The sequence below is a fragment of the Amycolatopsis sp. NPDC114478 genome (assembly GCF_055633805.1).
Genome location: NZ_JBVKDO010000001.1, coordinates 896,237 through 910,425, shown reverse-complemented (window position 1 = coordinate 910,425; position 14,189 = coordinate 896,237). Strand labels below are relative to the sequence as shown.

13 protein-coding genes are annotated in these 14,189 nt (G+C 67.1%); 7 read left to right on the top strand and 6 right to left on the bottom strand.

The features are described 5' to 3' along the window. The first annotated feature begins 40 nt into the window (after window positions 1-40). Window positions 41-1,405 (top strand): glycoside hydrolase family 28 protein, encoded by a 1,365-nt coding sequence (locus tag ACZ7OH_RS04460; RefSeq protein WP_470279537.1) that lies wholly within the window; start codon window positions 41-43, stop codon window positions 1,403-1,405. An 80-nt stretch (window positions 1,406-1,485) separates the two neighbouring features. Then, window positions 1,486-3,375 (top strand): acyl-CoA dehydrogenase family protein, encoded by a 1,890-nt coding sequence (locus tag ACZ7OH_RS04455; RefSeq protein WP_470279536.1) that lies wholly within the window; start codon window positions 1,486-1,488, stop codon window positions 3,373-3,375. Between the two features lie 4 nt (window positions 3,376-3,379). Here ACZ7OH_RS04455 and ACZ7OH_RS04450 read toward each other — a convergent pair whose 3' ends face one another. After that, window positions 3,380-5,092: an ATP-dependent nuclease gene (locus tag ACZ7OH_RS04450; RefSeq protein ID WP_470279535.1), complete on the bottom strand. Its 1,713-nt coding sequence runs from the start codon at window positions 5,090-5,092 to the stop codon at window positions 3,380-3,382. 271 nt (window positions 5,093-5,363) lie between these two features. Beyond that, entirely contained in the window at window positions 5,364-6,167 is an 804-nt protein-coding gene (locus tag ACZ7OH_RS04445; protein WP_470279534.1) for a DUF2382 domain-containing protein, read from the bottom strand. A gap of 291 nt (window positions 6,168-6,458) precedes the next feature. On the opposite strand from ACZ7OH_RS04445, the gene ACZ7OH_RS04440 reads away from it, so the two are divergent. Beyond that, window positions 6,459-6,932, top strand: coding sequence for a carboxymuconolactone decarboxylase family protein (locus tag ACZ7OH_RS04440; RefSeq protein WP_470279533.1), 474 nt, complete (start codon window positions 6,459-6,461; stop codon window positions 6,930-6,932). A 252-nt stretch (window positions 6,933-7,184) separates the two neighbouring features. Here ACZ7OH_RS04440 and trhA read toward each other — a convergent pair whose 3' ends face one another. Then, window positions 7,185-7,826, bottom strand: coding sequence for a PAQR family membrane homeostasis protein TrhA (gene trhA / locus ACZ7OH_RS04435; protein ID WP_470279591.1), 642 nt, complete (start codon window positions 7,824-7,826; stop codon window positions 7,185-7,187). Between the two features lie 113 nt (window positions 7,827-7,939). Between trhA and ACZ7OH_RS04430 the strand changes: the two genes are divergently transcribed. Further along, complete coding sequence (locus tag ACZ7OH_RS04430) at window positions 7,940-8,716, top strand: isoprenyl transferase (protein WP_400894755.1); 777 nt, start codon at window positions 7,940-7,942, stop codon at window positions 8,714-8,716. A 78-nt stretch (window positions 8,717-8,794) separates the two neighbouring features. Here ACZ7OH_RS04430 and ACZ7OH_RS04425 read toward each other — a convergent pair whose 3' ends face one another. Continuing rightward, window positions 8,795-9,043: a hypothetical protein gene (locus ACZ7OH_RS04425; RefSeq protein WP_086683841.1), complete on the bottom strand. Its 249-nt coding sequence runs from the start codon at window positions 9,041-9,043 to the stop codon at window positions 8,795-8,797. A 724-nt stretch (window positions 9,044-9,767) separates the two neighbouring features. Between ACZ7OH_RS04425 and ACZ7OH_RS04420 the strand changes: the two genes are divergently transcribed. Continuing rightward, the gene (locus ACZ7OH_RS04420; protein ID WP_470279532.1) at window positions 9,768-11,060 is read left to right on the top strand and encodes a PhoH family protein; all 1,293 of its coding nucleotides are present in this window, start codon (window positions 9,768-9,770) and stop codon (window positions 11,058-11,060) included. 41 nt (window positions 11,061-11,101) lie between these two features. Here ACZ7OH_RS04420 and guaB1 read toward each other — a convergent pair whose 3' ends face one another. Continuing rightward, window positions 11,102-12,541 (bottom strand): GMP reductase, encoded by a 1,440-nt coding sequence (guaB1, locus tag ACZ7OH_RS04415; protein ID WP_470279531.1) that lies wholly within the window; start codon window positions 12,539-12,541, stop codon window positions 11,102-11,104. 44 nt (window positions 12,542-12,585) lie between these two features. Between guaB1 and ACZ7OH_RS04410 the strand changes: the two genes are divergently transcribed. Both ACZ7OH_RS04410 and ACZ7OH_RS04405 read left to right on the top strand, forming a co-directional pair. Further along, on the top strand, window positions 12,586-13,053 hold the full coding sequence (locus tag ACZ7OH_RS04410; RefSeq protein WP_470279530.1) for a DUF309 domain-containing protein: 468 nt from the start codon (window positions 12,586-12,588) through the stop codon (window positions 13,051-13,053). Then, the gene (locus tag ACZ7OH_RS04405; protein ID WP_470279529.1) at window positions 13,047-13,565 is read left to right on the top strand and encodes a hypothetical protein; all 519 of its coding nucleotides are present in this window, start codon (window positions 13,047-13,049) and stop codon (window positions 13,563-13,565) included. The genes ACZ7OH_RS04410 and ACZ7OH_RS04405 overlap by 7 nt, the downstream gene beginning before the upstream one ends. Here the strand turns inward: ACZ7OH_RS04405 and ACZ7OH_RS04400 are convergent. After that, a complete protein-coding gene (locus ACZ7OH_RS04400; protein ID WP_470279528.1) occupies window positions 13,562-14,185 on the bottom strand; it encodes an MBL fold metallo-hydrolase in 624 nt (207 codons plus the stop codon). The two genes, ACZ7OH_RS04405 and ACZ7OH_RS04400, sit on opposite strands and share 4 nt — an antisense overlap. Between the last annotated feature and the right edge of the window lie 4 nt (window positions 14,186-14,189).

The window sequence follows — 14,189 nt, the reverse complement described above, 5'->3', positions numbered from 1 at the left end:
TCCGCCGTCGCACTGGTCTTTCCCTCGAAGGAAGGCGTCCATGGACGGCAGGTTCACCCGGCGGCAGCTGATCAAGGGCACGCTGGCCGTTTCCCTTGTACCGGCGATCCCGCTCGCGCGCCGCTACCGCGTCGACGTTCCCCCGCTCCCGTGGCCCGCCGCGAACGACATCGTCGCGGCCACCACCATCCCCACCTTCCCGGACCGGAACTTCCCGATCACCGGTTACGGCGCGAAGAACGACGGCACCACCGACAACACCGCGGCGATCGGGAAGGCGATCGACGCGTGCACCGCGGCCGGCGGCGGCCACGTGGTCGTGCCCAGCGGCACCTTCCTCACCGGCGCGATCCTCCTGAAGAGCGGCGTCGACCTGCACCTGGAAACGGGCGCGGTGCTCAAGTTCAGCGGCGACGCCTCGAAGTTCCCGAACGTGCTGACGCGCTACGAAGGCATCGAGTGCGTCAACCGGTCGCCGATGATCTACGCCTACGGGCAGAAGAACATCGGCGTGACCGGCAGCGGCACGCTCGACGCCGCCGCCACGTCGTCGTGGAACAAGGGCAGCGACCGCGCGTACCTGGAAACGCTGGTGGCCAAGGGAACCCCGCCGGAGAAGCGGGTCGTGCCGGGTTCCGGGCACACCATGCGCTCGGCGTTCGTCGAGCCCTACGCCTGCGAAAACGTACTGATCCAAGGCATCACGCTGAAGAACTCCATGTTCTGGCAGCTGCACCCGACGCTGTGCCGCAACGTCACCGTCGACGGCGTCAGCACCGACCCCAGCACCGCGCACTCCAACACCGACGGCTGCGACCCCGAGTCGTGCGACCACGTCGTCATCGCGAACTGCACCCTCGGCGCGCACGACGACAACATCGCGATCAAGTCCGGCCGCGACGCCGACGGGCGGCGGGTGAACGTCCCGTGCCAGAACCTCGTCGTCGTGAACTGCGTGATGAACGGCAACTGGGGCGCGATCACCTGCGGCAGCGAGCAGACGGGCGGGATCCGCAACGTCTACGCGTACAAGCTCACCGTGAAGGGTGACACGAAGTTCGCGCTGTACGTCAAGTCGAACACGCTGCGTGGCGGGTTCTCCGAGAACATCAACCTCGACAACGTCTCGGGCACCTTCGCGCGGAACTTCGTCTACGTGACGTCCACCTACAACAGCCAGACCGGGAGCTACGTCCCGTCGTTCGGGCCGTTCACGATCAGCAACTGCTCGAGCACGAAGATCGCGGGCAAGACGTTCGACGTCAGCGGGCTTTCGAACGCCCACGTGCACGGGTTCACCGTGGCGAACTCCACGTTTGAGGGCGTATCCGACACGTCGAACACGCTGAAGTACGTGGACAACGCCAAGTTCGCCAACGTGACGGTGAACGGCAAGCCGATCTGAACCTGCGGGATCGACGCGGCTGCGGCAGGCTTACTACCAACGAGTAGGAAGCCTGCCGTCAGTCCTTTCCGGAGGTAGCCGTGGACGTTCCCGAAGTTCCCTCGAAGGTGGACCCGGACGCGCTGACCACCGTCCTCGACGGCCGCTGGGCCGAGCTGCGCCGCGGGGTCCGCGCGGAGATGGCCGGCGCGGAGTTCCGCGACCCGGTGGACCTCGACGTCGAGGCGCACCGCGCCCAGGTGCTCGACCACCTGCGCGCGCTCGCCGAAACCGACCGCCCCGGCCTCGGTTTCGACCCGGCGTACGGCGGTGGTGGCGACGTCGGCGGCTCGGTGACGTCGTTCGAGCTCCTCGGCTACGGCGACCTGTCGCTGATGGTGAAGGCCGGCGTCCAATGGGGACTGTTCGGCGGCGCCGTCCAGCTGCTCGGCACCGAGCGCCACCACGCGCGGTACCTGCGCGAGATCGTGGACCTCCGGCTGCTCGGCTGCTTCGCGATGACCGAGCACGGCCACGGTTCCGACGTCCAGCACCTGGGTACCACGGCGACCTTCGCCGACGGCGGGTTCGTCGTGCACTCCCCGGACGCCATGGCGCAGAAGGAATACATCGGCAACGCGGCCCGCGACGGCCGGATGGCGGTCGTGTTCGCGCAGCTGGTCACCGGCGGGGAGTCCCGGGGCGTGCACGCGTTCATGGTCCCGATCCGGGACGAGTCCGGCGCGCCGATGCCGGGGGTGTCCATCGAGGACTGCGGCCCGAAGGCGGGTCTCAACGGTGTCGACAATGGACGGTTGAGCTTCGACAACGTGCGGATTCCGCGCGAGGCGCTGCTGAACCGCTTCGGCGACGTCGCCGAGGACGGCTCGTATTCGAGCCCGATCGAGAGCGACAGCCGCCGGTTCTTCACGATGCTGGGCACGCTGATCCGCGGCCGGGTGAGCGTCGGCGGCAGCGCGGGCAGCGCGACCAAGCGCGCGCTGGCCCTGGCGGTCCGCTACGGCGAGCAGCGCCGCCAGTTCATGACGCCGGACGGCGACGAGGTCGTCATCCTCGACTACCTCGGGCACCAGCGGAAGCTGCTGCCGGCGCTGGCGAAGACGTACGCGCTGCACTTCGCGCAGGGTGAGCTGGTGGCGAAGCTGCACGACATCGACTCGTCGGCGCCCGAGGAGGAGCAGCGCGAACTGGAGTCGCGCGCGGCGGGGCTGAAGGCGCTGAACACGTGGCACGCGACGGCGACGATCCAGGCGGCGCGCGAGGCGTGCGGCGGCGCGGGCTACCTGGCGGAGAACATCCTCCCGGGCCTGAAGGCCGACACCGACGTCTTCACGACGTTCGAAGGCGACAACACGGTGCTGCTGCAGCTGGTCGCGAAGGGCCTGCTGACCAGCTACAAGCAGGACTTCGAGGACCTTTCGCCGCTGGCCACGGCCCGGTTCTTCACCGACCAGGTGGTCCACGCGATCCTGGAGCGGACCTCGGTGCGCAAGGCGCTCGAGTCGCTCACGGAGGGATCCGACGAGCACGTCTTCTTCAGCCGGGAGTGGCAGCTGAGGCTGTTCGAAGACCGCGAGGAGCACGTGGTGGAGGGTGTGGCGAAGCGCCTGCGCAAGGCGGCGTCGGACCCGTTCGGGGTGTTCAACGCGGCGCAGGACCACGTGCTGCGCGCGGGCCGCGTCCACGTGGAGCGCCTGGTGCTGGAGGCGTTCGCGGCGGCGGTCGAGGGCTGCGAGGACCCGGACGCCCGAACGCTGCTGGAGCGCGTCTGCGACCTGTACGCCCTGTCGGCGATCGAGGAGGACCTGGCCTGGTTCCTGGGCCACGGCCGCCTGACGGCGGCGCGCGGGAAGGCCGTGACCGCGGCGGTGAACAGCCTGTGCGCGCAGCTGCGCCCCCACGCGCGGGCGCTGGTGGACGCGTTCGCCATCCCGGAGCAGTTCCTGGCGGCGCCGATGCTGCGGGCGTGACGAGTCAAGACGTGAATTCCCCGGCGGGAACTTTGTCCAGCAGTTTCTCGACCTCGGAATCGAGCCATTTGACGAGATCGATCAGATAGGGGCCCGGATCGCTTCCATGTTGAACTGCGTCAGATATTTCGCGCTTTTTATTCATGAACGCTGATTTGTTTACCTCGTAAACCTCTGCTCCTGTTGCGGGTTTCAGAAGGTCCTTGGCCTCGATATGGCGGAGGATAAGGTCCGTATTGAGGAATCTTTCGATTCCAACAAAAGTTCGTCCGAGTTGCGGGTTGGAAAGAGTCTCCGGTGGAATCGTTGCTGCGGAGTAGGGGTGGGCCTTCAAGAACTTGTTATAAGCTGCGGCGTCTTTGGACTCCCAGTCGCGAAGCACAAGGATCGGAGCGGCGAGCGGCCGGGCTTGAAGGGCTGCTTGATTGTACTTAAGATAGGATTTGAGGGCGTCTCCTGCGGTGCCGTCGCCGAAGGATTGATCGGGCGAAAGAATTCGCCACCGTGGTCGAATCCCGGACTCGCGTATACCTGCGGTGAGATGTACCTCGTCAAACCGGCCTTCGACGATGACTATCGGAATATCCGGGTACTCGAGCAGGGGGTGGCGGTAAGAAGTGATCGCCATTCTGGCAGATCGGGCCAGAACCTCTTTTGCGCTAAGCTGGTCCACGCGCGATCCTGTTGACCCCTGTGATACCAGCCAAGCGCGGTTCGCGACGCGGACGAACTCATCTTGATGTGTTGTGGCAAAAATCTGTCGTCGTTCGTCATCGGCGTAACGAGCAAGGTCGGCCGCGAATCTTGACCTCAGTCCTGAGTGTAGGAAGGACTCGGGTTCTTCGATTGCCCATATGCTTGCCTGCACCCACCCGAAAGCTCGACCTCGGGAAACCCGATCGACGAGGTTGAGGATATGCAGCAAGATGAACGATTGCGCGCCTGATCCTTCAAGCTCGGGTGCGCGTGCCTTGCCGTTGGAGACTGACTGCAGGGCGACGTCGAATGCCAGTTCGGCGAAGTCTGTGGGAAGCGTCGGGTTGACTGAGAGATTCGTTATTCCTGAACCCACGCTTCGTGACACGTCTGCGAACATCTGCTCACCTGTGCGTGCAAGTGCGTTCATTAGTTCCACGACCGCGCCTTGTCGGTATTCCTGTGTACCCTGAACCCTCTTCATCAGCTCGGTTCGAAAGGGTTCCGCATACTGGCGAATCAAGTCTGCAGGTCGCGCATGGTTCGGTATGTAACGAAATTGCACCGCTCTGATGAAGAGGAGGAGGTTCGGAACCTCGCTAGCATCAGCGGGCTTTAGGGTGGAGAAGTCTTGGCCGAATGAATATGAATCCGTCAGAGACTGGCCCTGGCTGTCAAGAGTCCACGTCCTGTTGATTGCGATCGTCTTGGTCAGCTTATGAGACTTGAGAAATTCGTCTTGGTTTCTGACTTTAAAGTTCGGAGAGAGGTTGAAGATCACTCCAACTGACACGTACTTCTTTTTTCCGGTAGGTGCATAGTCGGAGAGGTCGCGCCCCAGGTTCAGGGCGAAACTCTCCTGGTCGACGATGTTGTTGAAAAACAAGTTCAAGGCGCGCAGCAGGTTGGACTTTCCTGAACTGTTGAGGCCAACGATCGGGTTGTAGTCTCCGCATGATCGGATTTCGACCGACCTGATCGAGCGAAAGTTCTCCACTCTGACCGAGTTGATCAAATCCATCTTGCACCCCTGCCTGCCTGCCCTTTTCGAGTAGAGTGAGCATAGTGAGTGGGGTTCCTGTCCGTTCGGCGGGGTGCCCGGTGGTGCTGTGCGTGAAGCTCTTGAACGATCTCCAAAGGGATGCACGGGGGGGATTTGGAAATTGATCTTGGATGGCAGTGCGACTGCCGCTGATCGGAATGCCCGTGAGTGTCTAGCTGGTCCCTTGGCTTGCTGCGGGCATGACGAAGGGGTGGCCGGTGTCGGGGAACCGGCCACCCCCGAGCGTTCGTCAGGACCGGCGGTGCTTCTTGCCCTCGTCGTCGGTCACCTCGAACTGCTCCTTGCGGACCTTGCCGGAGACGGTCTGCTCGTCCGTCACGGTCTCCTTGCGCAGGCGCGCCCGTTCGACCGGCACGGTCTCCTTGCGCACGACGGGCTTCTCGGCGTGCAGCACGACGTCCTGCTCGGCCTCGCCGATGTCGCCCCCGGCCCGGCCGTCCTTGATCGGCTCGCGCTCGATGCGCACTTCTTCGTGTCGCACCGGGACGGTGACCTGCTGCTCTTCGGTGACGACGTACTTGCGCAGCCGCACGTGCCCGGTCTCGATCTGTTCGGTGCCGACGTTCAGCCGTTCCTCGGACCGCGTCATGGCGTCCTGGTCGGACTTCCCGCGGGTGCCGGCGTCCATCCCGGCCCGGCCGCGGCCGCCCATGGCAGGGTCCCGCCCCTGCGTCCGGTCACCGGTCCGGCCGTCCATCCGGCCGTCCGGCGACGTCCGCGGCACGGGCAGGCCGTAGTGCTGGTACAGCTGGGCGCTCTCCTCGGGGGAGAGGTGGCCATCGGCGTCGATGCGCGGCGCGTCGGAGACGGCGTCCTTGTCGACCCGGACGTGCACGCCTTCCTTGTCGGTGTGCGCGCCGGAGAGCGGGACGAAGCTCTCCTTGGTCCCGAACAGACCGGTCTTGACGGTGATCCACTCCGGCTGGTGCGTGGAGTCGGCGAGGTAGACGTTGCCGACCTTCCCGAGCTTGTTCCCGGCCGGGTCGACCACGGCACTGTCGATGAGTTCCTGGGGCTGCATGGTCTTGGCCATCGCGGTGCTGCTCCTTTCGCGTCGGTGTCTGCTGAGCACCACCGTGGAACGCGCTGACCAGCACGGCAACCGTCGTGGTGTTCCCGTGGGTGACCCCGGAAAGTGGTGGTTTGAGACGCCGCCCACTGGCCATGTAGGGCGGGTCTCCGCAGGTCGGGCGGCGTGTGTAAGCGGTGATCAAGACCGTGGGTGATAGCGCGAAGGTGTGCATGTGACCGGCGCCACTTCGAGGGCTGTCACAACGCCGTCGCGGGGGTCGTCAAGGGAGTGACACCGACGAAGGGAACGGTCATGGAACCGCGGTTCGACATGTTCGAGAACGAGGTCACGAGCAAGTTTTTCAAGCGCCTGATCGCGGCGTCCCGTCCGATCGAGGAGTCATCCCTCCCGAAGGCGACGCAGGAGCTCGTGAAGATCCGGGCGAGCCAGATCAACGGCTGCGGAATGTGCCTGGACATGCACACGAAGGACGCGGCGGCGGCGGGCGAGACAGCGGTCCGCCTGGCGCTGGTGGCAGCGTGGCGCGAAGCGGTGGTGTTCACAGAGGCCGAGCGAGCGGCGCTGGCGCTGGCGGAGGAGGGAACTCGCTTGGCGGACGCGCACACGGGAGTATCGGACGAGACGTGGGCCCAGGTCCGCAAGCACTACGACGACGAGCAGCTAGGCGCGCTGGTGTGCCTGGTGGCGGAGATCAACACGTGGAACAGGCTGAACGTGATGGCCCGCAACCCGGCGGGCGAGTACCAGCCAGGCATGTTCGGCTAGCCACAAGAGCGGAGCTGGGAACGTCCAGGGGGAGGTCCCCAGCCACGCAGAACGAAGCCAAAAGCCGGGGCCAACAGACCAATCCGGCAGCCGGCAGCAAAAGAGGCACCCAGAATCCAGACCCCGCCCTGCACCCCGATCCGAAGCCAGAACACGGCCGGCAGCGCCGGGTCAAGACACGCTTTCCCGTCTTGACGCGGTGCTGTCGGCCGTAGTCACAATAAAGAGATCGGGATGAAGGGCATGCCAAGACTAGGCGTACATAGCCAACCAAATGGCAATGTAATGCGAAACGGCAGCCAAAACAGTGCAGGCATGAAAGAACTCGTGATACCCAAAGGTCTCCGGCCAATGATTAGGCCACTTAACGGCGTAAAAAACCGCCCCCAAGGTATAAAACAACCCACCCACGCAAAGCAACACCAAAGCCGCAACCCCGGCATGGGCCAAAAGCTCAGGGAAGACGAAAACCGCAACCCACCCCAGAGCGATGTAGATCGGCACCCCGACCCACCGCGGAGCATGCGGCCACAACATCTTCAGGGCAACACCGAGAACAGCCCCACCCCAAACGATCGACAGGATGATGTACCCCGTCGGCTTGGACATCGCCAGCAAAGTGAACGGCGTGTAAGTCCCCGCGATGAACAAAAAGATCATCGAGTGGTCCGCACGCTTCATCCACTTGTACGCGCGCGGGCTCCAAAAGCGACGGTGGTAAAGGGCGCTCACGCCGAACAGGCCGAGGATCGTCAACCCGTACACCGACGTGGACAACGCCGCAAGAGGGGACACAGTGGACGCCGCCAGGCTGACCAATGCCGCCGTCGCCACGAGGGCGCCGAAGAACGTCCAAAAGTGGATGTGGCCTCGCAACCGCGGGCGGAGGTCCACTACGGGCTCGGGTGGTTCCGTCGTCACGCTCACCCTTCCAGGTTACGGGACCGTAGGTTCCCCGTCAGCGGTCGAGTCACGCGCCTCACACCGAGTGCGTAGGCTTCCTCGACGTGAGTGTTCGCTCGTTCTTGTCCGACGTCGTGTACAGCGCCTACGGCCGGCGCCTCATCCAGCAGGCCGCCGGCCGGCATCCCCGGCACATCGCCATCATGCTCGACGGCAACCGCCGTTGGGCCCGTGAAGCGGGCTTCACGGACGTTTCGGACGGCCACCGCGCCGGGGCGAAGAAGATCGCGGACTTCCTGAGCTGGTGCCAGGAGGCGGACGTCGAGGTCGTCACCATGTGGCTGCTCTCGACCGACAACCTCAACCGCGACCCGGACGAGCTCACGCCGCTGCTGAAGATCATCACCGACGTCACCGACGAGCTGGCCGCGCCCGGCAAGAGCTGGCAGCTGCGGATCGTCGGCGCGCTCGACCTGCTACCCAGCGACGTCGCCAAGCGACTCAGCGAAGCCGCCGCGCGCACCGAGGGGCGGACCGGGATGGAGGTCAACGTCGCGGTCGGTTACGGCGGGCGCCAGGAGATCGCGGACGCCGTGCGCAAGCTGCTGCTCCAGCACGCCGACGAGGGCCGGACCATTCACGAGCTCGCGAAGATCCTCGACGTCGACCACATCTCCGAGCACCTCTACACGTCGGGGCAGCCGGATCCGGACCTCATCATCCGAACTTCGGGTGAACAACGGCTTTCCGGATTCCTGCTCTGGCAGTCCGCGCATTCGGAATTCTGGTTCACCGAAGCGTATTGGCCGGCATTCCGCCGCGTCGACTTCCTGCGCGCGATGCGCGACTACGCCTGGCGGCACCGCCGCTTCGGTTCCTGAGGTTCTTGAGGTTTCCTGAGGTTCTTGGAGATGCCGAAGGGCCCCGGAGCGGACTCCGGGGCCCTTCGCAAGCCACACTCAGTGGTGGTGGTGCTCCAGCGAGTGGAGGATCAGCGCCGGGGTGGTGGCGATGCCCGTGTAGGCACCCGCGACCAGGGAGGCCGCACCGTAACCCAGGGCGCCGCCGCCCTCGATGAACGTGGCGTACGCGTCGCCGAACGTCGGGTCCGGGGTGCCCGTCGTGTCGCCCGTCGCGGCGAACGCGGTGCTGCCGATCATCATGAGGCCCGCAGCGGTGGCCGCGACGAAACCAGCCTTCTTCAGCACTTCGCACACTCCTAGGTAGAACTGTTGGGATCCGGGGCACCGGGGGTCCGGTGGTGTGTCCCGCAGTGAGAAAATTACCCGTCTATCAGGCGTCTCGTACGGCTTGTACGCCCATTGTGTGAGCCTGCAGCAGGCGCTTTCACTCGGACCGGTTCTCTCTTGGCGACGGGAAATGCGGCGCGCAACAAAACGTGGTAAAAGCGCGTCAATCGATCTTGTGAATACGACGGGTCAGCAATTTTCCCAAGATCATTCCGACGGGTGTGCATCGATCGGGAGGTTGATGACACAGGGTGACCGTCACTGGACGTCGATGTCGGACGACCGACAGTGAGGTGACGATCTGGCGAATCACCGTGTTGGCTCCCTGCGCGATCCGGCATTCGTGGGTACCTTCCGAGGAGAGGGCACGCGTTCCGTGCGGGTCCTCGCGGGAGGCCCTGGTCGTGACGGTGATCGAGGGGGCGGCGCAGCCGCCCACGAGACGCACGAGGGGGCCGGCACCCGGCCCTCGTGGCCGCGCCACCTGACCCACCGGTCAGGAGGAGTGGTCCAGCCAGGGAGGTGCCCGGCCCAGCGAGTGCGGGCGTGAGGTGCACACGCCCTCGAGGGAGATGCCGTCGTGACTGCGCAGCGTTTGCCCCGTAAGGCCTCTGGCCACTCTTCGACCGGTGCCGTTCCTGGCCCGGAGAAAGCCTCGACCTCGCCCGAATCCCAGCAGCACATGTACGTGCTCGACACGTCGGTCCTCCTGTCGGACCCGTGGGCGGTCACCCGCTTCGCCGAGCATGCTGTCGTGCTTCCGCTGGTCGTCATCAGTGAACTGGAGGCCAAGCGCCACCACCCGGAGCTGGGCTGGTTCGCCCGGGAATCCCTGCGCATGCTCGACGACCTGCGCCGGCAGTACGGCAGGCTCGACGCGCCGCTCCCCATCGGGGACCACGGCGGCACGCTGCAGGTGGAGCTGAACCACTCGGACCCCTCGGTGCTCCCGTCGGGGTTCCGGACCGACTCCAACGACCACCGCATCCTCGCCTGCGCGCTCAACCTGGCGGCGGAGAACGCGGCGGTCACGCTGGTGACCAAGGACATCCCGCTGCGGGTCAAGGCCGGGGCCGTCGGTCTCGAGGCGGACGAGTACCGCGCGCAGGAAGTGACGCCGTCCGGCTGGACGGGCATGGCGGACGTGGACGTCGAGCAGGACGTGCTCGACACGCTGTTCGGCGGCGGCACCGTCGACCCGGTCGAGTACGGCATGGACGAGCTCGCCGAGCTGCCCTGCCACACCGGGCTGCGGCTGCTCGCGGGCAGCTCCAGCGCACTCGGGCGGGTCACAGCGGACAAGCGCATCCGGCTGGTGCGCGGCGACCGCGAGGCGTTCGGCCTGCACGGCCGCAGCGCCGAGCAGCGCGTCGCGCTCGACCTGCTGCTCGACTCCGACGTCGGCATCGTGTCGCTGGGCGGCCGGGCCGGCACCGGGAAGTCGGCGCTCGCCCTCTGCGCCGGCCTCGAGGCGGTGATGGAACGCCGTCAGCACCGCAAGGTCGTGGTGTTCCGGCCGGTCTACGCGGTCGGTGGCCAGGACCTCGGCTACCTGCCCGGGTCCGAGAGCGAGAAGATGCAGCCGTGGGCGCAGGCGGTGTTCGACACCCTCGGCGCGCTGGTCAGCCAGGACGTCCTCGACGAGGTCTTCGACCGCGGCATGCTTGAGGTGCTCCCGCTGACCCACATCCGCGGCCGCTCGCTGCACGACACGTTCGTCATCGTCGACGAGGCGCAGTCACTGGAACGGAACGTCCTGTTGACGGTGCTCTCGCGGCTCGGCACGGCGTCGCGGGTGGTGCTCACGCACGACGTCGCCCAGCGCGACAACCTGCGCGTCGGCCGGCACGACGGCGTCTCGGCGGTGATCGAGAAGCTGAAGGGCCACCCGCTGTTCGCGCACGTCACGCTGACGCGCTCGGAGCGTTCGCCGATCGCCGCCCTGGTCACCGAGATGCTGGAGGACCACGGCTGACGAACTCCCGGGAGCGGCGCACCCGCGCCGCTCCCGGTCCGTCACCAGCCCGAGGGGAGCGGGCGGCCCTCCGCGAAACCGGCCGCCGACTGGACGCCCAGCAGTGCGCGCTCGTGGAACTCCTCCAAGGTGCGCGCGCCCGCGTACGTGCAGGACGAGCGGACGCCGGAGCCGATCGAGTCCAGCAGGTCCTCGACGCCCGGGCGCTGCGGGTCGAGCGCCATCCGCGACGACGAGATGCCCTCCTCGAACAGCGCCTTCCGGGCGCGATCGAAGACGTTGTCCGTCCGCGTCCGCGCGCCCACCGCGCGCTTCGACGCCATTCCGAACGACTCCTTGTACGGCCGGCCCTGCTCGTCGAACCGCAGGTCACCGGGGGATTCGTAGGTGCCGGCGAACCACGAGCCGACCATCGCCGCGGACGCGCCGGCGGCCAGCGCCAGCGCCACGTCGCGCGGGTGGCGCACGCCGCCGTCGGCCCAGACGTGCTTGCCCAGCTCGCGCGCGGCGGCCGCGCAGTCGGCGACCGCGGAGAACTGCGGGCGGCCCACGCCGGTCATCATCCGGGTCGTGCACATCGCGCCCGGCCCGACGCCGACCTTGACGACGTCGGCGCCGGCCTGGATCAGGTCGCGCGTGCCTTCCGCGGTGACCACGTTCCCGGCGACCACCGGCACCTTCGGCGACACCGACCGGACGGCCTTCAGCGCGGCGATCATCTTCTCCTGGTGGCCGTGGGCGGTGTCGACGACCAGCACGTCGACGCCGGAGCCGAGCACGGCTTCGGCCTTCGCCGCGACATCGCCGTTTACGCCGACCGCGGCGGCGACGCGCAGCTTGCCGTCGCCGTCGACGGCCGGGGTGTAGATGTCCGCGCGCAGCGCGCCGACGGCGGTCAGCACGCCCGCGAGGCGGCCCTCGGCGTCGAGACCGAGCGCCAGGTTCGCGCCGTGGCTGTGCAGTAGTTCGAAGACCTCGCGCGACGGCGTGGTCAGCGGGACCGCGACGGTCGCGGGCTGCGCGACGTCGGCGAGCCGCGCGAAGCGGTCGACACCCGCGCAGGCCGCTTCGTCGACGATGCCGACCGGGCGGCCTTCACCATCGACGATCACGACGGCGCCGTGGGCGCGCTTGTGGACCAGGTTGAGGGCGTCGGCGACGGCGTCACCGCCGGTCAGGACCAGCGGCGTATCCCACACGGTGTGCCGGCTCTTCACCCAGCCGACGATCTCCGCGACGGCCTCGGTGTCGACGTCTTGGGGGAGCACCACCAGGCCCCCGCGGCGGGCGACGGTCTCGGCCATCCGCCGGCCGGCGACCGCGGTCATGTTGGCGACGACGATCGGGATGGTGGCGCCGGTGCCGTCCGCGGTGGCGAGGTCGACGTCGAAGCGGGACTCCACGTCCGAACGGTTCGGCAGTAGGAACACGTCGTCGTAGGTCAGGTCGTGGGCGGGCCGGTGGCCGTCGAGGAAACGCACGAGTCACCAGACTACCTGCTGGACCCGTGGCAGGATCTCAGGGTATGAGCCGCCGCGACCGGGACGACGAGGGACGGGCACGCAACGCACGGCCGCGCGACGGTCTCGGCCGGCCGCTGCCGTACGGCGCCGACGGCGTCGAGCGCCAGCCCGAAGGCATCGCGAGAACGCCGTCGCAAACGCTTGCGGAGGCGCAGCGGCTGCTCGACGACGGCAAGCCGTTCCACGCCCACGAGGTCTTCGAAGACGCGTGGAAGACGACCGACGGCGCCGACCGCGAACTGTGGCGCGGCCTGGCCCAGCTCGCGGTGGGACTGACGCACGCAGCACGCGGCAACAACGTCGGCGCGGTGTCCCTGCTGGAGCGCGGGGCGGCGAACATCGAGCCGTTCCGGAGCGAGCCGCCGCACGGAATCGACGTCGCCGGCCTGCAGCAGTGGGCGCTCACGCTGGCCGAAGAGGCGAAGCAGCGCGTACGGGTGTCGCCGACCGCGCCGCGGCTGACGTGCTGACAGCGGTCGGGGCCGCGGGCATCGCCGCAGTGGCGTCGCTGGTCGGCGTGACCCTGGGTGCGCTGCTCGAGCCGTGGAAGCTCAACGCGGCGCGGCGCGCGAAGCTGCGGCAGGACCGCGCCGACCGCTGCGCCGGACTGATCGAGGCGGCCGCTCGCGCCAGGCAGCATGTCATCGATTTGAACGTTTTCTATCGCCGTCGAACCTTGACCGACGACAACCCGGATTCGGATGAGCGGCGGCAGATCGACTACGAAGACGCCTACTACGCGGCCCGGGCGGAGGTCCGCGGGTTCCTGGGCTTGCTGATCATGTCCGGCCCTGACCACCTAATCGAACGGGCGCGCGAGGTTCGCGAACTCGACACGCGGCTGCACGATGTGCGCTTCGAGCTGGATCCGCGAGGCGAGTTCGATCGGGTCTACCTGCCACCTCTTGTGCGTGAGGCTGCCAGGAACCTGGACCGGGCGATCGAGGAGTTCGCCCTCGTCGCCCGGAAGCACACCTCCTAGGCCGCGTCCCAGCCGCTCGAAGCCGTCTTCTCCGCGCCCAGCGTCGTGCCTTCGCCGTGGCCCGTGTGGACCTTCGTTGCCTCCGGGAGCGTGAACAGCTTCTCGCGGATGGACTTCACGATGGTCGGGTAGTCCGAATAGGACCGTCCGGTGGCGCCCGGGCCGCCGTGGAACAGCGTGTCGCCGGTGAACACCACCCCCAGCTCTTCGGCGTACAGGCACACCGCGCCCGGCGCGTGCCCCGGCGTGTGGATGACCCGCAGCGCCGTGCCAGCGATCGTGATCGTCTGGCCGTCCGCCAGCTCGCCGTCCGGCGCGCGGTCCGGGTGCGTCCGGTCCCAGAGGACGCGGTCGTCGGGGTGCAGCAGGATCGGCGCGCCGGTGGCCGCGGCGAGTTCCGGGGCGGCGTTGACGTGGTCGTTGTGCGCGTGGGTGCAGACGATCGCGGCCAGTTTCCGGTCGCCGATGACGTTTTCGATCGCCTTCGCATCGTGCGCCGCGTCGATCACGATCACCGCCGTGTCGTCGCCCACGATCCACACGTTGTTGTCGACGTCCCAGCTGCCCCCGTCGAGCTGGAAGGTTCCGGACGTCACCAGGTTCTGCACGATCGCCGTCATGCGG

What these genes read in the sequence shown, in the direction of transcription:
- ACZ7OH_RS04450 (WP_470279535.1), bottom strand. Translation starts at nt 5,092, where the DNA reads ATGGATTTGATCAACTCGGTCAGAGTGGAGAACTTTCGCTCGATCAGG.
- ACZ7OH_RS04440 (WP_470279533.1), top strand. Translation starts at nt 6,459, where the DNA reads ATGGAACCGCGGTTCGACATGTTCGAGAACGAGGTCACGAGCAAGTTT.
- ACZ7OH_RS04410 (WP_470279530.1), top strand. Translation starts at nt 12,586, where the DNA reads ATGAGCCGCCGCGACCGGGACGACGAGGGACGGGCACGCAACGCACGG.
- ACZ7OH_RS04420 (WP_470279532.1), top strand. Translation starts at nt 9,768, where the DNA reads ATGTACGTGCTCGACACGTCGGTCCTCCTGTCGGACCCGTGGGCGGTC.
- ACZ7OH_RS04445 (WP_470279534.1), bottom strand. Translation starts at nt 6,167, where the DNA reads ATGGCCAAGACCATGCAGCCCCAGGAACTCATCGACAGTGCCGTGGTC.
- ACZ7OH_RS04400 (WP_470279528.1), bottom strand. Translation starts at nt 14,185, where the DNA reads ATGACGGCGATCGTGCAGAACCTGGTGACGTCCGGAACCTTCCAGCTC.
- ACZ7OH_RS04460 (WP_470279537.1), top strand. Translation starts at nt 41, where the DNA reads ATGGACGGCAGGTTCACCCGGCGGCAGCTGATCAAGGGCACGCTGGCC.